15 protein-coding genes and 1 pseudogene are annotated in these 18,935 nt (G+C 43.9%); 4 read left to right on the forward strand and 12 right to left on the reverse strand.

Annotated features, from left to right (window positions below):
- Positions 1–35: 35 nt before the first annotated feature.
- The 3 genes from Tanf_RS03500 to Tanf_RS03510 all read right to left on the reverse strand — a co-directional run bounded on the left by Tanf_RS03500 (position 36) and on the right by Tanf_RS03510 (position 1,979).
- Positions 36–791, reverse strand: a complete 756-nt coding sequence (locus tag Tanf_RS03500) for an SDR family NAD(P)-dependent oxidoreductase (RefSeq protein WP_046825091.1) — start codon at positions 789–791, stop codon at positions 36–38.
- Between the two features lie 170 nt (positions 792–961).
- Positions 962–1,396 carry an Hsp20/alpha crystallin family protein gene (locus tag Tanf_RS03505; RefSeq protein ID WP_014225029.1) on the reverse strand — a complete coding sequence of 145 codons (435 nt, stop codon included), beginning with the start codon at positions 1,394–1,396 and terminating at the stop codon, positions 962–964.
- A 376-nt stretch (positions 1,397–1,772) separates the two neighbouring features.
- Positions 1,773–1,979, reverse strand: coding sequence for a hypothetical protein (locus Tanf_RS03510; protein ID WP_014225030.1), 207 nt, complete (start codon positions 1,977–1,979; stop codon positions 1,773–1,775).
- Between the two features lie 161 nt (positions 1,980–2,140).
- Between Tanf_RS03510 and Tanf_RS03515 the strand changes: the two genes are divergently transcribed.
- The 4 genes from Tanf_RS03515 (at position 2,141) to rnhB (ending at position 6,130) form a co-directional block, all read left to right on the forward strand.
- Positions 2,141–3,343, forward strand: coding sequence for an aminotransferase class V-fold PLP-dependent enzyme (locus Tanf_RS03515; RefSeq protein ID WP_046824932.1), 1,203 nt, complete (start codon positions 2,141–2,143; stop codon positions 3,341–3,343).
- Positions 3,344–3,459: 116 nt separating this feature from the next.
- Positions 3,460–5,157 (forward strand): alpha/beta hydrolase-fold protein, encoded by a 1,698-nt coding sequence (locus Tanf_RS03520; RefSeq protein WP_014225032.1) that lies wholly within the window; start codon positions 3,460–3,462, stop codon positions 5,155–5,157.
- Between the two features lie 195 nt (positions 5,158–5,352).
- On the forward strand, positions 5,353–5,526 hold the full coding sequence (locus tag Tanf_RS14130) for a heavy metal-binding domain-containing protein (protein WP_014225034.1): 174 nt from the start codon (positions 5,353–5,355) through the stop codon (positions 5,524–5,526).
- A 1-nt stretch (position 5,527) separates the two neighbouring features.
- The gene (rnhB, locus tag Tanf_RS03525) at positions 5,528–6,130 is read left to right on the forward strand and encodes a ribonuclease HII (RefSeq protein WP_014225035.1); all 603 of its coding nucleotides are present in this window, start codon (positions 5,528–5,530) and stop codon (positions 6,128–6,130) included.
- A gap of 2 nt (positions 6,131–6,132) precedes the next feature.
- Here the strand turns inward: rnhB and Tanf_RS03530 are convergent, their stop codons facing one another.
- The 9 genes and pseudogenes from Tanf_RS03530 to Tanf_RS03565 all read right to left on the reverse strand — a co-directional run bounded on the left by Tanf_RS03530 (position 6,133) and on the right by Tanf_RS03565 (position 18,824).
- The gene (locus Tanf_RS03530) at positions 6,133–6,561 is read right to left on the reverse strand and encodes a SufE family protein (RefSeq protein ID WP_046824933.1); all 429 of its coding nucleotides are present in this window, start codon (positions 6,559–6,561) and stop codon (positions 6,133–6,135) included.
- A 12-nt stretch (positions 6,562–6,573) separates the two neighbouring features.
- Entirely contained in the window at positions 6,574–7,566 is a 993-nt protein-coding gene (locus Tanf_RS03535) for a M20 family metallopeptidase (RefSeq protein ID WP_046824934.1), read from the reverse strand.
- 21 nt (positions 7,567–7,587) lie between these two features.
- The gene (locus Tanf_RS03540; RefSeq protein ID WP_046824935.1) at positions 7,588–9,369 is read right to left on the reverse strand and encodes a gamma-glutamyl-gamma-aminobutyrate hydrolase family protein; all 1,782 of its coding nucleotides are present in this window, start codon (positions 9,367–9,369) and stop codon (positions 7,588–7,590) included.
- Positions 9,370–9,446: 77 nt separating this feature from the next.
- Positions 9,447–11,405, reverse strand: a complete 1,959-nt coding sequence (gene gyrB / locus Tanf_RS03545) for a DNA topoisomerase (ATP-hydrolyzing) subunit B (protein ID WP_014225039.1) — start codon at positions 11,403–11,405, stop codon at positions 9,447–9,449.
- A gap of 229 nt (positions 11,406–11,634) precedes the next feature.
- Positions 11,635–13,821 carry a peptidase domain-containing ABC transporter gene (locus tag Tanf_RS03550; protein ID WP_046824936.1) on the reverse strand — a complete coding sequence of 729 codons (2,187 nt, stop codon included), beginning with the start codon at positions 13,819–13,821 and terminating at the stop codon, positions 11,635–11,637.
- A 4-nt stretch (positions 13,822–13,825) separates the two neighbouring features.
- Entirely contained in the window at positions 13,826–15,061 is a 1,236-nt protein-coding gene (locus Tanf_RS03555; RefSeq protein WP_236684389.1) for an HlyD family secretion protein, read from the reverse strand.
- Between the two features lie 139 nt (positions 15,062–15,200).
- On the reverse strand, positions 15,201–15,869 hold the full coding sequence (locus Tanf_RS16320) for a glycosyl transferase (protein WP_371327241.1): 669 nt from the start codon (positions 15,867–15,869) through the stop codon (positions 15,201–15,203).
- A 171-nt stretch (positions 15,870–16,040) separates the two neighbouring features.
- Positions 16,041–17,066: pseudogene (locus tag Tanf_RS16325) on the reverse strand (glycosyltransferase family 4 protein); the annotation flags it as partial.
- A gap of 30 nt (positions 17,067–17,096) precedes the next feature.
- Positions 17,097–18,824, reverse strand: coding sequence for an erythromycin esterase family protein (locus Tanf_RS03565; protein WP_080948542.1), 1,728 nt, complete (start codon positions 18,822–18,824; stop codon positions 17,097–17,099).
- Between the last annotated feature and the right edge of the window lie 111 nt (positions 18,825–18,935).

Here is an 18,935-nt window from a genome sequence, read left to right on the forward strand (position 1 = left end):
TTTTTTTTGCTCGGATATCAAAATAGAGAAGAGGCCTACGTATGTCTTTGATCGGTTGACGAACGGTTGCTGATTCTTAACCGTTCCCAGATGCGTTGCGGAACAAGTCGCCAGAAGAAGACCAAAAGACGGTAGCGCCAGTCGATGACGGCGACGCGTTTACGCTTTTCCAGCGTATGGACGATATGTCGGGCCACAGCTTCCGGTCGCATGAGCATCGGGTATTTCTTTGGGTCGTCGAGTATGGCCGTATCTACAAATCCGGGTCTTATATCCGTGAAGATAATGTTATCCTTTTGTAAATGCGTTAACTGTGCCAAAGCGTCAATATAGGTGTTTTGAAAACGTTTGGAGGCCGAATAAGCCGGTGCGCTCCCCAATCCTTTCGTTCCCGCAATCGAGCTGATGACAGCGATATGCCCACCGCCGTTGTTGCGAAAATAACGATAGGCCGCTGTAACCATACGGATAAATCCGGAGACGTTCGTCACCGCCGTCCATAACTCGATATCTTCTTGCAGGGTCATGTTCTGTCGCCCGACGCCCGACGAGAGAAAGAACAAATCCATTCCGCTCATTGCTTCGATCAGCCGATGTAAACGCTCCGGTGCGTCGTCGCGTGTGATATCGAGTATCTGTATTGTCACCCGTTCCGGATTCAGCGCTTGCAAATGCGCCAGCTCGGCCTCGCGACGGCCGGCCACGCCAAGTGACCAACCGCGAGCGAGCAAGAGTTTTGCCACCTCCAGTCCCATGCCGGAAGTGGCGCCTATCACAACCGCTCGTTTCACTTTTGATAAATAATAAATCATTTCCATGAATCCGCCCTGTCGGGCTGCGATTCATTTCATGCGGCTAAGTTAGTGAACCTTCAGCATAACATAAAAAAGCCAATGTGCGATTTTGCGCACATTGACTTTTATTAACTAATATCATGCTCCGTTATTCGACGGGGTTGCAATCAACCGATTTCGATTGTCCGCTCTACCTTGTGAGTCTCTTCGTGCGAGAGTTTGGGCAGATCGATATTCAGCACACCATTTTCTACTTTTGCACAGATTTTGTCTTTGTCCACATCGTCCGGCAGAATCATCGCCTGCTGGAACTTCGAGTACGAAAATTCGCGACGCAGATAGCGTGCGTCCTTATTCTCTTCACTCTTTTCGCTCTTTTTCTCCATCGAGATCACCAAATGGTTGTCTGCATCAATATTGATGTGAAAGTCTTCCTTCGTCATGCCCGGGGCTGCTACTTCGACCGTATAACGGTCTTTCATTTCCTTTACGTTGATGGCAGGTGCCGTTGCGTTCGTACGTCCCATCCACTCATGTTCAAAAAAGTCATTGAAAATGGACGGTAACCAATCGTTCTGATTTCGTCTAATCAAAGTTGTCATTATTCAATCCTCCTATAATTTAATGTTCTTTTTTTTTGAAGTCCGGCTCATCATTCTTACTTATGATTCCCGACCTTTTTGGAGATCGTTGTCACCGTATCTGCTGAATCGACTTCATCAGATAAGACACAAAACGCATACCATCGTATGCTTTGTGTCAAAATGGCGTATTCTGCGCTAAATAAGTAATAGATATATGACAAAATGGCGCTTTGATTGGCTGCCCGTAACGCGTGTCAACATACTTGCATCCGCATCGCAGAGCGACCTCTTGCCATTCTTTCAAGGGAAAGAATATCAAGGGGGCCAGACACGAAGAAATAAAAAAAAGAGTTGTCTCAGTATGAGACAACTCTTTTGATCTATGAGAAGATCATCACTTTGCTTCTTTTTTCTTGGAGCAGCATTCATCTTTCTTCTTGTCGCAAGCTTTATCTTTCTTGCAGGCTTCCTTGCCTTCCTTCTTGCAGCACTTCTGCTCTGTCTTTGTGCACTCTTTCTTTTCTTTCGTGTCCTGTGCATTGACAGAAACACCCAATGCCATGGCAGCAACAATGGCTGCGCTCAAAATCATTTTCTTCATCGTTCTGTTATTTTAAAAGATTAATACCGGGTGCAAAGAAAAAAGATTTTATGCTTCGTCCTACCTCAAGCGCTTAAAAATTAAATATCTTTATTTCATATACACACATTTTTCAAGGTTGGAGAGATACTGCTTTCAGCAGGGAATGCTATCTTTGCGTCATGTTAGAGACAGCATCCATCCGAAACGATTTTCCGATTCTGCAGCGCGAAGTATACGGCAAGCCGCTCGTCTATCTCGACAATGCGGCCACGACCCAAAAGCCTCGTTGTGTCGTTGATAGAATTACGGAAGAATATTATTCCGTGAATGCGAATATCCATCGCGGTGTTCATTTTCTCAGTCAGCAGGCTACCGAAGCGCATGAGGCGGCTCGCGAAACCGTACGGGCATTCTTGAATGCCCGTTCTTCGGCCGAAATTCTTTTTACGCGAGGTACAACCGAAGCAATTAACCTTGTTGCATCAAGCTTTTCACGTGCTTTTGTAAAGCCCGGTGACGAGGTGATCGTCTCCGTCATGGAGCATCATGCCAATATTGTTCCCTGGCAATTAAACGGATTGAAAATAAAAGTGATACCGTTTAATGAGTGCGGTGAACTCGATCTGGAAGCATTTTCCCGGTTGTTTTCCGACAGGACGAAGCTCGTAGCTGTCACCCAGATGTCGAACGTACTCGGGGTGATCAACCCGGTGGAGGAGGTTGTGCGGATAGCCCATCAGCACGGGATACCTGTCCTTATAGACGGCGCGCAGGCGGTTGCCCATCAACCGATCGACGTGCAAGCGCTCGATGCGGATTTTTATGCTTTTTCCGGGCATAAAGTCTATGGGCCTACAGGCATCGGCATACTCTACGGAAAGGCGGAATGGTTAGACCGCCTGCCGCCTTATCAGGGAGGTGGGGAGATGATTCAAAATGTGACGTTCGAGCACACGACGTTCAATGAACTTCCGTATAAGTTTGAGGCCGGCACTCCGGATTACATCGGCAGCACGGCGCTGGCCGAGGCGTTGAGGTATATACAGACCATCGGACTTACCGAGATCGCGGCGCATGAATATGAACTGCTTCGCTATGCGACGGAGCGGCTCGATGAAATAGAAGGCATGCGTATCTTCGGACGTACCGAACATAAGAACAGTGTTGTTTCTTTTCTGGTAGGCAACATACATCATTACGATATGGGTATGCTGCTCGACCGTCTTGGTATTGCCGTTCGTACGGGGCACCACTGTGCACAACCGCTTATGCACGCACTCGGCATCGAAGGGACCGTCAGGGCGTCGTTCGCACTCTATAATACAAAAGAGGAAGTGGATGTACTCGTCGAAGGAATCCAACGCATCCGAAAAATGTTTTGAGCCCCAGCAATAGTAAACGTTCTGTTTTATAAGAGGATTCAGGAAATGCATATAGGGAAAATGATATAAAAAACAGAGAGGAAAAAGACGATAAACTTAAATAAATCTTATATGATATGAAACTTCAAGTGGCAAAGTCTGTTGTTGTGATTTTAGGTTTGTTCAGTATCCCGTTGTATGGGCAAGAGAGTTATTCTGTTCTGATACATAAAGCATATAATGTGATGTGGAAAGAAAAGGACATGGATGGTCATAAAAAAGCCCTTAGGATGTATGAAGATGCTTTTGAACTGTTTCCTGATAGCATCGATACATCTGAATTGAACGATGCATCAATTCTGGCTGCATGGTTGAATGATCATGATAAGGCTTTCAAATACCTGAATGCTTTCGTTACCATGAAGACAGCTAAAAATGGATATCCCAGTTGGAAGTATGTAGTAGGGAATGATTCTGAAGTTGATTATAAGAATTTACTTGATGATCCCCGATGGATCACGGTGAAAAATATAGCACTCAAAGATAAGGCCTTGTTTTATGACAAATTGAGAGGGGAAGAGGAAGAATTCTACGAAATGTGTAAGATTGATTTGGAGCGAATAACAGACCCGATGGTTTTATATGATAATATACGGAATTATCATCCGTATAAATTAAAACAGAAGCAAGATTATTCGCTTACATTTCAAATAAATGATTCTGCAAGAACCTCTTTTTTTATCCATTTGCCGCAGAATTATAATCCAGAGAAAAAATACCCTCTTTTATTTTTTCTTCATGGTGCCGTACGGGGAAATCGTTTGGCAGATTTTCAACTTGCATCATGGGTATTATTTGATTGGAACAGGTATTACACAAAATACGCGGCCTTGAACGATGTTATTTTGGTTTTTCCTCGAGGTAGTAAGGAGTTTAACTGGATGGTACCCGATGATGGTTTTTTTATGGTTCCGGCGATCTTGCATCAGATTAAAAAGGCAATTAATGTAGATGACAATAAAGTATTTATCTCGGGACACTCCAATGGGGCAACGGGTTCATTCTCGTACTTGATGAAGCACCCCTCTTCATTTGCCGGATGTTATGGATTCAACACCTATCCGAAAGTCTTTACTGGGGGGACTTTTATAGAGAATATAAAAAATCGCTCGTTTATAAATTTCTCGACAGACAAGGACTATTACTACCCTCCCTATGCGAATGATCAATTCACACAACTGATGAAGAGCATGAATCTTGATTATAAGGAATATCGATATGACGGTTTTCCCCATTGGTTCCCCCAATTTGATGACTCGGAACCTGCGTATCGAATTTTATTCTCAGACTTGGTAAAACGGGAAAGAAATCCTTTTCCAAAGGAGATTTCTTGGGAGTTTGATGATGATTGTTATGGAACGATCGACTGGCTTTCCAATATAAAATTAGATACATTGGTGGAACGGAAGAGCTGGCATAAGGAGTTGAATTTCAAGATTGATAAATGGTTGAAGTATGACAAAAACGATAGCATAATTGTTTATAATGTAGATAGAAAAGCCTTTGACTTTCCTCGTAAATCAGGTAAGATCAAGGCTGAGTACGGTAATAACGTCTTTCGAATAGAAACTTCTTGTATAACTTCTTTCTCGGTAAATATCTCCCCTGAAATGGTGGATATGAAAAAGAAGGTACAGATTTATGTAAATGGAAAATTGCGTTTCAGCAAACAGGTTGGATATGATCGGGATTTTATGTTATGTAGTTTTAAAGCCAACCGGGACAGAAGTCAAGTCTGGGTGAATCAGATAGATGTGTTCATAAACCGTCATTAGTTTATCTGAATGAATTTGTAAGAATAGAAGTGATGAAAATTGCTGAATTAAAACAAGTTGATAATATGTTGTTGGATTGGTCATATTATTATCTCTTGCCAATAGAACAAGATTGTTTTTGGATGGATATACGGATATTCAATCGAAACCGTTTAAAACATGATTTGCTGTTAAATCTATTTATATAAGGATGTTATGATACTGACAACAACCCCTTCTGTCGGAGGACAAACAATTACCCCGTATCGGGGCATTGTGAGCGATGAAGCGATTATCGGTGCCCATATTTTCCGCGATTTCTCTGCCTGCATTACCGACCTTGTCGGAGGGCGGTCGAATGCGTACGAAAAGGTTTTAAGAAAAGCGTAAGATGCTTCAACCATACCTCAAAGAAGGACGCCTTGAGGCCGGATGCGACGAGGCTGGCCGAGGGTGTCTGGCCGGGGCTGTCTATGCGGCTGCCGTGATCCTGCCGCCTGATTTCCGCAATGAGCTGTTGAACGACAGCAAGCAACTGACGGAAAAGAAGCGTTATGCCTTGCGACCGATCATTGAGGAAGCGGCGACGGCTTGGGCGATCGGTATCGTAACACCCGAGGAGATCGACCGGATGAATATTCTGCGTGCTTCGATTTTAGCGATGCATCGCGCCATCGACGGGCTGAAAGTAAAGCCGGAATACCTGCTGATCGACGGAAATCGTTTTCATCCGTACCCCGGCATTCCGTATGAAACGGTTGTCAAAGGCGATGGAAAGATGATGAGCATCGCCGCGGCTTCGATCTTGGCTAAAACGTATCGCGACGACTATATGAACGCACTCGCCGGGAAATATCCGGCATATCATTGGGAGAAGAACAAAGGCTATCCCACCGAAGCGCATCGTGAAGCCATCCGTTGCGCAGGAACGACACCTTACCATCGCAAGAGCTTTATGCTCCTGCCGCCTGCACAGCTCCGTCTGGAATTGTAAAATCAGGCCTGATTCGCTTGAGCACTGAATGCCAAAGCGTACATTTTCATTTGTTTCAGCATCGCGACGAGGCCGTTGGAGCGGGTAGGGGAGAGATGTTCCTTCAGTCCGATGCGCTCGATAAAGTACAGATCGGCATCGAGGATTTCCTGCGGCGTGTGATGAGACAGTACCCGTATGAGTAACGAGACAATACCCTTCACAATCACCGCGTCGCTCTCACCCTGAAAGATCACTTGGCCATCGGTGTAATCGGCCTGCAACCATACGCGACTTTGGCATCCTTCAATCAGGTTGCTACTTGTTTTGTATCGACCGTCAAGCGTTGGCAGCGCATTGCCCATGTCGATCAGTAAGGCGTACTTATCCATCCAGTCGTCGAACACGGAAAATTCTTCGATCACTTCGTCCTGTATCTCATTGATCGTCATCTCAGTCAATTCTTAATGATTATAAATCACATTCAAGATCGTCTCGCCGACGGCCTTTAATGTTTCACGGTCGATGTTCTCCATCGTATCATTCTGCGTATGCCAGTAAGGACCGAAGCCCGATTGGGTATCCGGATCGTAATTGATGATGTCCAGACAGGGAGTGCGAAGTCCTTGTATTACATATTGATGGTCGTCGACGATCGCTCCGCCCTGCGCGTTGATGAAATATTTTCCGTAGCCCAGCTCGCGTGCGGCAGTCCAGACTTTTTCCACATATCTTGCGGCATATTGTACGGAAGTGCTTTCCTTATAAAAGGTAGCGCCGCGCGAGCCGACCATGTCGAGCAGAATGCCGAATTCGGCCTTGTAGTTCGGTACATGCGGGTTCTTAGCCCAAAACTGTGATCCGAGACACCACGTGTCGGGCTTGTATTCGTCAACAAATTCCGGTGTACCGTAGTCTTCCGCATCAAAAAACACGATATCGATTCCGATAGCAGGCGCCTTTGCCTGAATCTGACGAGCGATTTCGAGCAGAACGCCAACGCCGCTACCCCCATCGTCAGCGCCGTCTATCGGTTTACGGTGATTAGCTTCGTCGGTGTCGTGATCGGCATAAGGACGGGAATCCCAATGGGCGAAAAGGAGTACGCGACGTGACTTTTCGGGCTGGAATGCTCCGACGATGTTTTGGGCCTTTAGTTTCTCGCCGTTGTATGCCGTTAGTACGGCTTCCTGCACATAAACTTTCGCTCCGTGACGATCCAGCTCTCCCGCCAGATAATCGGCGCATCGTTGGTGTGCTTCCGTGTTCGGCACACGCGGACCGAATGCTACTTGTCGTTCGATATAGGCATAGGCACTGTCTGCATTGAACGTCGGCGCTTCTATACGCTTATCCGTGTCGGCTGGATCCGTAGTTTCCTCTTTCGTCGTATTTTTCTGACCGCAACATGACAGCATCAGACTGCCAAATAATACTCCTGCATATTTATTGATCATTCTATCCATGATGATGGTCGATTATTTTATCCCGTTTTGTACTTCACTCATAACTCTCATCAGGTTACCTCCCCATATTTTGGCAATGCTTTCGTCGTCCAATCCCTCGGCAATCAGACGCATTGTGATTTGCATCAGTTCGTTGGCGGCACGACAGCCTGTCAGCTCGCCGTCGCCATCGAAGTCGGACCCGATGCCTGCGTAATCGATCCCGACCAGATCAATCACATGCAGGATATGCCTGATAGCATCGCTCAACGAGGCTTTATCCGGTGATTCGTTGATAAATCCTTTATAGAGGCAGATTTGCATCACGCCTCCTTGTTGTGCTAAAGCTTTGATCTGATCATCGTCGAGGTTACGGCGATGATTGCATAAAGCGCGGCATGACGAATGTGAGGCGATGATCGGGCGGGTGCTGTACTCCAGAACATCGTAAAAAGTACGATCGGCAGCATGCGACACATCGATCATCATGCCGAGGCGATTCATCTCGGCCACGACCTCCTTCCCGAACGGACTGAGACCACCCCATTCCGCTTGTCCTGCGGCGGAGTCGCAGAGGTCGTTGTCGCCGTTATGACAGAGTGTAATATACGATACGCCCATCTGTCGGAAACGATGCAGGTTCGTCAGGTCTTTGCCGAGCGCATAGCCGTTTTCAATCCCTAAAAGAATGGCTTTCTTGCCTTCGTCTTTTAGCCGTCGCAGCTCATCCGGACTCTGTGCAATGCCCATCTGATGCGGGTAACGTTTGGCCTGTTCGATAACTTGTGTAAGCCGGTCCGTCGCATAATCCGTCGCCTTCTGTAAGGCTGCTGCGTTCCGGTCACCCTGCGGAATATAGGCCACCATAAAAGCGGCATCAAGACGTCCTTCACGCATCAACGGAAGATTGACTTTGCCTCCTTCTTTGCGCCCGAGGTCGAATGTTTGAAAAATCATCGGCGTATCCGTGTGCGAATCGATCGTGATCATCTTGCGATGCAACGTTTTGGCCTGGGCATATACCTCTGCCTGATGCACATGATAACGGAAGAGATTCAGCATCGTCTCATTTCCCGATACAGCCATAGGCTCCGGGTGCCACTGCACACTGAAGATCGGGTATTCGGGATGCTCCATCGCCTCATTCACTCCGTCCGGCGCCGTAGCCGTAGCTACAAACTCGGGTGCCGGATCCTTAACGGCCTGATGGTGGATGGAATTGACAGCGATTGAAGAGGATAACCGATGAGATGATGCCTCGCTGAAATGTAATGCTGCTTGCAGCTTGGAAAGAAACGGAGCTAACGTGACCGTATGTGTGGCGACGTCACGCGCCTCTTCCTGACTGTGTGGCAACGCCTCTTTCGAGAGTTGAGCATGAATATCCTGATAAAGCGTACCTCCGAAGGCGACATTGATCAACTGATGTCCCCGGCAAATTCCGAAAACAGGTACTTGATGATCGAAAGCAAGCTTCAGCAACAGAAAATCGTATTCGTCACGGCAAGCGTCCGTATCGCCGAGCTCGGGAATCGGTGCTTCTCCCAGATATTCGGGATTTATGTCGCCCCCTCCCGAAAAAATCAGTCCGTCGAGCTCCTCTACGATCGAACTAAGCGTATGAATATCGGTGATGACCGGGATCAAAATGGGAGCGCCGCCGGCCATTACGACGGATTGGAAGTAAGGTTCTGCAATACACGAAGTACCCTCTTTCCGGTTGGCCGAGATTCCGATTTTCGGCAGACGGTGCAAAGGAACGGCCGATGCCGCACACGCTACCTTCTTATATAATGTATCGAGCAAGACAGACATAAACGATATGTTACGGAAACCGGATAAAAGAGGGCAAATCCGTGAAAAGAATTGCCCCCGTATGTTTTAATTTTTAATTATGCGTCGATGTTGGCATACGTTGCATTCTCCTCGATAAAGTCACGTCGCGGAGCCACATCTTCTCCCATCAGCATGGCAAACGTCGAGTCCGCTTCCACCGCATTTTCTATCGTGATCTGCTTTAACGTACGATTCTCCGGATTCATCGTCGTGTCCCATAGCTGATGATCGTTCATCTCTCCCAGACCTTTATATCGTTGCGTATGTATCTGACTCTCATTTCCTCCACCATACGTGTCGATAAACTTCTGGCGCTGCTGCTCCGTCCAGCAATATTCTTCGACCTTGCCTTTCTTGCAGAGATAGAGTGGGGGAGTAGCCAGATAGACGTACCCTTTCTCTATCAAGCCGCGCATACGGCGGAAGAAGAAGGTCAGAATCAGCGTGGCAATATGGCTTCCATCGACATCGGCATCGGTCATGATGATGATCTTTTGATAGCGCAGCTTGCTTAAGTTCAGCTCTTTCGGGTCGTCTTCCGTTCCGATGGTAACGCCCATGGCCTTGAAGATATTTTGAATCTCTTCACTATCAAAGATGCGGTGCTCCATCGCTTTTTCCACATTCAGAATTTTCCCGCGTAATGGCAGGATGGCCTGAAAATTACGGTCTCTTCCTTGCTTTGCAGTACCGCCGGCCGAATCTCCCTCGACAAGGAACAGCTCGCATTCCGCCGCATCTTTCGATGAACAGTCTGCCAGTTTGCCGGGCAATCCTCCGCCCGAGAACGGCGACTTGCGCTGTACCATCTCCCGCGCCTTACGAGCCGCCTGGCGCGCCGTAGCCGCAAGAATTACCTTGTCGACAATGGCCTTGGCCTCTTTCGGATGTTCCTCCAGATAGTAACCCAGCGCTTCACCTACCGCCATATCGACGGCACCCATCACTTCGTTGTTTCCGAGCTTCGTCTTCGTCTGTCCCTCGAACTGAGGTTCGGCGACCTTGATCGAAATGACGGCTGTCAAGCCTTCGCGAAAATCGTCTCCCTGAATCTCCACTTTCGCCTTTTCAAGCAGCTTTGAATCTTCCGCATATTTTTTCAACGTGCGTGTCAAACCACGACGAAAACCGGAGAGATGCGTTCCTCCCTCAATCGTGTTGATGTCGTTCACATACGAAAAGACACTTTCGTTATACGAGGTGTTGTACGTCATTGCCACTTCGACCGGAATCCCTTGTTTCTCTGTTACGATATGGATCACATCATGAATCATTGATTCTTTCGATTTGTCGATGTAGCGAACAAACTCTTTCAACCCTTCGTTCGAATGGAAAACTTCCGATTTGAACGATCCGTCTTCTTTCTTCTCTCGCTTGTCGGTTAGTGTCAGATAAATGCCGGCATTCAGGAACGCCAGCTCACGCAAACGATTGGCTAAGATGTCGTATTTGTACTGGGTAACGGTGAAAACCGTATCATCCGGCTTAAACGAGATGATGGTGCCGGTACGGTCGATCGTACCCGTCTCACGGATATCTCCCAGCGGCTTACCCTGCGAAAATTCCTGTATGTAGATTTTGCCGTTGCGATGTATTTCTGCTTTCAAATGGGAAGAAAGCGCATTCACACACGAAACACCGACACCGTGCAATCCTCCTGAGACCTTATAGGTTCCCTTATCGAATTTGCCGCCGGCATGAAGCACTGTTAATACGACTTCAAGCGCCGACTTGCCCTCTTTCTCGTGATAATCGACCGGTATGCCTCGCCCGTCGTCCGTTACGCAGATGGAATTATCTTCGTTGATTACGACCTCAATGTTTTTACAGAAACCCGCAAGCGCTTCATCAATCGAGTTGTCTACGACTTCATACACCAAGTGATGTAATCCTTTTTCGCCCGTATCGCCGATATACATGGCGGGACGTTTGCGCACCGCTTCCAAACCTTCGAGTACCTGAATATTTTTCGACGAATATTCCTTACTCGCAGCTCTTATTTCTTCGTCACTCATTGTGCTTATATCTTTTTAATAAATCTAATGTAAAAGGCTAACAAATGTAGTTGTTTTTTTCAAGACAGGAGGGCGTGTATGTGGTAAAAAGTATTAAAAAACGCCGGAAGGGCAATGAAATGCGGTTCTTCCCGAAAAGGCAGTCTGTAGAGAAATCGAACCCCTCTTTTGAGAATGAGAATCTCGTTTTCAAAAAAGAATCTACTTGAAAGAGTTTAGATGATCAAACTTATGAAATTTGCATTTGCGACGATACCAACTCAAAATAATGTCCTCTTTTCTCCATAAGAGTTTTGTGATTACCTGCTTCCACGATAAAACCTTTGTCGAGTACAACAATTTGATCGGCATTGCGAATGGTGCTTAGCCTATGGGCTATTACCACTACGGTACGTTGTTGAAAGGCATTATTCAGCGCATCCACAATTTTACGTTCGTTGATGCTGTCTAAGGCGTTGGTCGCTTCGTCGAGAAATAGAAATTTCGGATTCTTGTACAAGGCTCGAGCGATCAGCAAACGCTGTTTTTGTCCGCCACTCAGTCCGCGTCCGGTTTCGCCGACGATCGTTTCAAAACCTTTGGGCATGGCGTTGATCTCATCTTCAATTTGAGCGATCCGGCACACTTCACGCAGCCAGTCGTAGTCAATCCGATCGGCATCTAAGACAATATTATTCAAAATGGTATCGCTAAACATCTTTCCATCTTGCATTACTACACCGCACAGATTTCGCCATTGATGAAGGTTAATAGCATTTACGTTCATCGTGTCCATTTTTATTTCTCCGTAGCTGGGTTTGTAAAGCCGTACCAGAAGTTTGAGCAGTGTCGATTTTCCGCTTCCGCTACCTCCTACAATTGCCGTAATCTTGTCCTCCGGTATTTGCAGGTAGATATTTCGTAATACCAAAGGCGAATTTTGAGTATATTGAAAATGGATATTCTCCAGGCGGATCGTTTTCTTTTCGGGCAGAATGGAGGTGTTGCCAATGGAAAGCAGTTCTTCTTCGTCTTCCAATTGACGAATCTCATTGATACGCAAAAAACTGATTTTAGCGTATTGCGCACCCACGACAAAGTTGATAAACTGTACCAAAGGCCCGTTGAGCATTCCGATAATAAACTGCGTGGAAATCATTACCCCAAATGTGATATCGCCCTTGATTACCGCCATGGCACAGAAAAAGACAATGCCCATATTTTTGATGCTTTCGATAAATTGAGCGCCCAAGTTCTGTGCGTTGGTTATGGCGAGAACACGCTTATTGACGTGATAGAGCCGGGCTTGAATCTCTTCCCATTTCCAACGGCGATATTTCTCATAGTTATAAATCTTGATATCCTGAATGGCAGAAACCGTTTCTACCCAATAGCTCTGATTGCGGGAGAGCAATTCAAAATACTCCCAGTCCAATTTCTTTCGGATACTCAAAAAGAGTAATACCCAGCAAACATAAAGAATGGAGCCTGCTAAAAAGATATAGAAAATAATGGCATTGTAAATCAAAAGAATGATGGAAAATATCACAAATGTGAAAGTCGAAAATATCAATGCCAGCGAATTGTTCATGATAAAACTTCGGATACGTTCGTGGTCTTGCGCCCGTTGAAGAATATCGCCCATCAGTTTGTTCTCGAAAAACGTAACGGGCAGTTTCATCAGTTTTATCAGATAATCCGAAATCAGGGCAATGTTTACCCGTGCCGTGATATGAAGCAAAATCCAATCTCTCAATACATTGAATATCATTACACTCAATAATATACTGATATTTCCGATCAATACCATATGGATAAATTTTACGTCCGAAGTCCTGATTCCCACATCAATGACCGCTTTGGAAATAAAGGGAAGCATTCCCTGCAAAGCGGTAACTACGAGCATAATAATGAATATCAGCCCGAAGTTGTGTTTGTACGGAAAGAAATATTTCAGAATGCTTGAGAAGCTGTTTTTCTTCTGTTCCCGTTCGGCTTTGCTGTCTTTGAACTCGGCTGTAGGTTCCACAGCAAGCAGCACGCCTCGCTTTTCGCCTTTCTGATACCAGCCTTGCTTAAATTCCTCGTGGCTGTATTTGATGCGTCCTTTGGCGGGATCGGAAACCCAGATGTGTTTTTTATCGGAATGATACACTACCACGAAGTGGCTGTTTTTCCAAAATAGAATGGCCGGAAAGGGAATGCTGTTTACCACATCGTTTGTGGTACATTTGATGGCGAGCGTGCGAAGCCCGATGCTTTCGGCGCCGGTGCTGAGGTCGAGCAGTGAAACACCCTCTTTAGTTATGCCACAGCGGTCGCGCATAAACTGCAGGGAATAAAACTTACCGAAATGTTTGGCAATAATTTTCAGAGACGCCGGACCGCAGTCTTGCGAATCCATCTGATATTCTACGGGGAAACGCCGGAAAAGCATGATTTTATTTTTCTCCTTTCGCTTTTAAGTTATCAAATAGCCTTTCAATTAGTCGTTTGCGTTTGGTGATAATTTCTGCTGTTCCTTTGCTCTCAAAGTCGAGGGGTAGCGTTTTTCCAAAATTCGTTACCGTGCTTTCAGGAAATGAAATAATCACGAGATATGCATCTACTTCTCCTTTGGGTGTTTTCAGTTTGTTGGTAATGCGAGAAACGGATTTTACAATACCTTTTATCAATCCGTATTCATCGTAAGGATAGTTGTTGATTTTTACGTTGGCGGATTGACCAATTTTCACTTTTCCGGCTCCAAACGAAGGTATGATCACTTCACCTAATATGTTGTTTTTATCGGGAATAATGGAAAAAAGTTCCTGTCCGGTCTGTACAAAACTATTGTCCCGCCAAAAACCGAGATATTCCAATTCGCCCGCAGTAGGTGAATATTGCAGGTAACGTTCTTTCCAAAGATTGATGGCGTTTGAAAGCTCGTTTTTACGTGTGATGTAATCGGAATAGGCTTTTTCTCCGGTTTCGGTTTCTTCCAGCAGAATACGCTGTATTTCGAACTGATTGCGGCCTACCTCCGATTGTTTCATCAGTTTGTTGCTCTGCAGATTTAAGAGTGTCTGTTGTAGTGAGAGATGAGCGGTATGCTGCTGTTGATATTCCTGTTCGCTGATGGCTTTGGCAACGAGCAATAAACTGTCTTTTCTAAGTTGATCGGCGGAAGTGCGGAGGATTTGTCTTTTGAGTTGAATTTCATTGTCGAGATTGGCTATTACGGCTCTATCCGTGAGGATTTGCTGTTGCAGGTTTTGGCGCATCGTACTGTAAATAACGGAACTCAGCACACGCTCGTATTGAAGATAGGCAAGCAGAAAAGCATTGTAAGCAGAACTGACTTCCCCGAGTATCAGCGTATCGGGTAAGGATATTTTAGCGGAAGCGTCTGCTTTCAAAAGGTTGAGTGCGGTATCCACCCATAGAATGTGCTTGTAGTCTGCACCACTCTCCAAGTAGGAAATTACATCGCCTTTTTGCAATTGGGATTTATTGGTTTTTAGCAAATGGATGCGCCCGTTGCTGTTTGCGACCAAACGAACGGGAGCAGTAGTAGCTGTTACCGAAATTTGTCCGTCGACCGTGTCGGGATATCGGATCAGAAAACCCAACAGCAAGATAACACTCATCAGCACACCGACACACAAAACGACCCATTTTACCCAATAGGTGGGCATACGATCGATAATGGCTTGTACCTCTTCGGATTTTTCGCCGATTTCGTCCGGTTCGTTTCGTTCATCCGGGAGTAGTTCCTCTCTTCCTGTCGGAATGAACGAGGAGGGCGGCGTGTCTTGTATGTTTTTGTTGCAGTCGCTATTTGTCATTCTTCTCCTGTCTGAATTTATGTGCTACATGATGAATGGTTCTCAATCGGTAATCGGATTGCTGAAAAAGGTGATTTACCAATCCTGAAACATCATTATTACTACGTGTAACATCGGAATAGCCAAAATCTTTTTGAATAGAGATAAACGGATAGAGTACCATTTTATCTTTAGCAAGAATGGATAAAACCCCGTCAGCCGTATCGGTATCTTTAAAATCATAATCCAATATCTTTTGAAAGAGAGGCTTAAAGATGACCATAAATTGCGTACTCCAGAACCAATCTACCCAATAACGGTTGGTAGCAACGGGCACAGCCGCTCCAAAACCGCCGATGCCGCCGGAAAGGAGTTCAGAGCCTTGTTCGTTGGCTTGGATCATATTTGCCCAAAGGTACGTTTTGCTGTATGCGGATGTGAATGTATGATCATCTTCGCAAATGATCATTATGTCATCCTCGTTATCTTCTGCCATCTGCACCGCTTTTACCATACTTTGCCAAAGTCCGACGGCGCCAATCGGGTGCTCTACGGCTTCGACCCATGTGAGTTCAAACTCCGGCTTTCCGTGAAATTGCTCTTCTATGTGCTTTCTCCGTTCGATACGCTCTTTGAGATTGATGACGTAAACGGGAACATAAAACTCTTCTTTATCGATTAATGGCTGTTCTTTTGACTGTCTACCGATTGAGATGTTATTATCAGACAAAAGATTACATGTTGTTATATTGTTACATTGGCATATTGCTTTATTGTCACATTTTTTATAATTTACCACCGTTTCTTCTAAGATTCTATTCACTTTTTCTCCCCACACCTCCCAATTTAAGCGTGTTTCATATTCTCGGCGAGAAGATTCGCGCAGCTTTATATAACCGTCTTTATCGCTGAACACTGATTTTATTTTCTCGGCATAATCTTCTGCCGTAGCATTGGGTGGCAGTAAAAATCCGTTTTTTCCATCCCTTACGGGCTGACTCACCCCGCCTACATTCGCTGCGATGCTAGGAACTCCGTAGGCGGATGCTTCACAAAAAACGATACCGAATGCATCAAATTCCGTAGGAAGCACTAAAAAATGTGCTTCTTTAAGGATGTTGCAAAACTTTTTTAGATGTTCCGGCTTGGATTTATCTAAAAAAGGAATAACTGTCACATCCTTTATTTCATCGTAAGGTTCTTGAGGGGTTGAACCGATAATGGTAAGCGTACATTGTAACCCCTTGGATTTTAATTTTCGATATGCCATGAAGACTTTATCTCCCCCTTTCTTTTTCCAATTTTTCCCGATGAAAACTAAATTGCAAGTATCTGTTTGTATGGAAATTTTATAATCCGAAGGAGCAGGGATATTCGCACCGAATTCTACAACATGAATTTTATTCGGTTCTATATCGTAATAGTCTATTGTATTTTGTTTTGTCCACTCAGAACTGTAAATAATAGTTGTATATTTATTTAAGAGCTTTTTTTCAAGAGTTTCTGTCTTTTTTATTTGTTCTCTGCTTCTTTTTAGCTCTGAATAATCTTTGAAGGAATGATATGTAACATCACTTAGGTGCACCATCGGGATATTTACATCTAAAAAAGAGGCTAAATATAAATCTCCAAAAAATATAAGATCGCTGCCTGACATTTGTTCTGCATATAATTCCCCGAAGAGAGGAGCATATTTGTCCAATGGGTGTCTTTTTGAAAAATTATCCTTAATATAATATGCTGTCTGAGAAAGGGTGTTTTGTCCAATCACTTTTACATGATGCTTTTTACTTAAAATCTGCAATAAATGGTAGGTTGTTCCTGACCAGTTGTTTATATCGTATGGATTTAATGTAGTTAAAAAGGCAATATTCATCTTCAATCCTATTTATTTTTTTATTTTTTTTTATGCCTCTTGGAAGGCATTCATTATGATTACGTTCGTATTTAATTCGGGTTCTCCAAATATCTTTTTTTTCTTTATGGGATATACTTGTTTAATAAAAATAGCTCCGTCCATTCTTGCTTTGGGCATCATATATTTGAATTGGTTTTTAATATACATATTCCCTATATATCTGGTTTTAAATATATCAGCGCAATTCATTTTCTCTGTGGATAAAAAAGAAGAGTACCCATAGCGCTCATCATCCATTAAATACTCCAAACTACCTCGCGTTGGAGACTGCAATGATTTTATTTTAAAATGGAATCGAGAATCTGAGGTTGATGTCAAAAAATTTCCTTTACCAGTTATCAAAGCAATACAGCTGTAATCGTCTTTGTATTTGTTTTTCATATAATACCCTAGTGTATTATGGCTTTCAACACTTAGAGTATTTTCTATGATACCCTGATAAGCCACGTGTCCGAAATGGCAAAATAAAGTGGCGGTTTCGTCTGGCTTTAATAGATGGTTAACCATAAACGCTGTATTTTGATACATCCTTTCGTCTCGATTTATAAAGTTGTAGTAACTATCTGATTTATTATTCAACAAGACCAGACAATGTCGCATCAATTCAGATTCATCTTCTGTTAGCATATTCTTAAAGCCCTTGCTGGCATCAAATATGGCGATAATTTCGTCCAACGATGGTCCGGTATATACCAATAATTCACATATCCTTTTTAAATTTTTGTCTTGCTCGGTTATATTAAGGGTGTAAAAGAATTTAAACAAATCCAACTTGCTTTGTAGTTGGATATAATTTACGTCAATTCCCCAGAAAAAGACTTTCTTATCTGAGTGTGAATTATGTCTCTTTATCCATTCTATTAGCGATAAGAAAGAGCTTGAGAATAACGATCGGTCAAAATAAGTGGAAATACTGTCTATTTTGAAGTTGGAGTCCTTCTCAATATATCTGTTTATGTAGAACGAATTCTCAAAAGGTATCTCTAACAGAATCAATCTACAATTATTATGAATAATCCTGTTTTTGATTATATCAATGGCTATATCATTCATTGTTTCAGTGCCGTGAATGGTTTCTCCTATGGCTAATATTTTTCTACTCATAAAAGGAAGGTGATTTCGGTTCTTGTCATCAATAGGAATGATATCCTCTTTCTGCAATGACATTTTAATCCCTTGGTCTTCGGTTTCAAGCTTCCCTATGTTTTTTTCGTTTATAAAAAGATTTAGGTTATTTATCCATATTTTTGCGCTATTTTTTGTATCTCCTTTCGCTTCTATCGATAAATTAAGGAACGCTGCTTCCATTAAATCTACCGATAGAGTCTCTGTAGTCCATTCTTCATTTAATGAAAGATAAAGAGTATCTATTGATATTATTTTTTCGCAATCGCCAATAGTGATTAATTTCAGGTATAATTCACTACCGTTTTCTATTTTATAGTTGATTTTAATCAAAACTTTGGAGCGGAAACCTTTTTCTTGAAAAAGAGGTTTAGAAAATCCGCAAATTCCTGTTTTCTCGCCAATTGTCTCTAAGAGGATGGAGGGTACGGTTGTGCTGTCAATCTTTGATTTTAAAAAAGGGTGGTTTTTGCTCATAACCCAATGATAAGTTAAGAGACTGTTATTTGATTGCTGTGCACAGGAATGGCACTGCATTAATAATAAAAAAAACAGCAAAAATATAAGAACTGGTCTTGTCTTAATTGTCATTATAATTTAATCTCTTAGAGTTTAACTCCTCGCTACTTGCAGCGAGAAGTAAAAATTATTCCTCTATAAACTACCCGTCCAAAAGCGGGCGAGTAGTTCATTTAATCAATT

Source organism: Tannerella forsythia, from assembly GCF_001006485.1.
GTDB classification, from domain to species: Bacteria; Bacteroidota; Bacteroidia; order Bacteroidales; family Tannerellaceae; genus Tannerella; species Tannerella forsythia.

Excerpts from the sequence above, each read along its gene's own strand:
- Tanf_RS03510 (WP_014225030.1), bottom strand. The coding sequence starts at position 1,979 with ATGAAGAAAATGATTTTGAGCGCAGCCATTGTTGCTGCCATGGCATTG.
- Tanf_RS03515 (WP_046824932.1), top strand. The coding sequence starts at position 2,141 with ATGTTAGAGACAGCATCCATCCGAAACGATTTTCCGATTCTGCAGCGC.
- rnhB (WP_014225035.1), top strand. The coding sequence starts at position 5,528 with ATGCTTCAACCATACCTCAAAGAAGGACGCCTTGAGGCCGGATGCGAC.
- gyrB (WP_014225039.1), bottom strand. The coding sequence starts at position 11,405 with ATGAGTGACGAAGAAATAAGAGCTGCGAGTAAGGAATATTCGTCGAAA.
- Tanf_RS03550 (WP_046824936.1), bottom strand. The coding sequence starts at position 13,821 with ATGCTTTTCCGGCGTTTCCCCGTAGAATATCAGATGGATTCGCAAGAC.
- Tanf_RS03505 (WP_014225029.1), bottom strand. The coding sequence starts at position 1,396 with ATGACAACTTTGATTAGACGAAATCAGAACGATTGGTTACCGTCCATT.
- Tanf_RS03555 (WP_236684389.1), bottom strand. The coding sequence starts at position 15,061 with ATGCCCACCTATTGGGTAAAATGGGTCGTTTTGTGTGTCGGTGTGCTG.
- Tanf_RS03535 (WP_046824934.1), bottom strand. The coding sequence starts at position 7,566 with ATGATCAATAAATATGCAGGAGTATTATTTGGCAGTCTGATGCTGTCA.
- Tanf_RS03520 (WP_014225032.1), top strand. The coding sequence starts at position 3,460 with ATGAAACTTCAAGTGGCAAAGTCTGTTGTTGTGATTTTAGGTTTGTTC.
- Tanf_RS03530 (WP_046824933.1), bottom strand. The coding sequence starts at position 6,561 with ATGACGATCAATGAGATACAGGACGAAGTGATCGAAGAATTTTCCGTG.
- Tanf_RS03565 (WP_080948542.1), bottom strand. The coding sequence starts at position 18,824 with ATGACAATTAAGACAAGACCAGTTCTTATATTTTTGCTGTTTTTTTTA.
- Tanf_RS03540 (WP_046824935.1), bottom strand. The coding sequence starts at position 9,369 with ATGTCTGTCTTGCTCGATACATTATATAAGAAGGTAGCGTGTGCGGCA.
- Tanf_RS14130 (WP_014225034.1), top strand. The coding sequence starts at position 5,353 with ATGATACTGACAACAACCCCTTCTGTCGGAGGACAAACAATTACCCCG.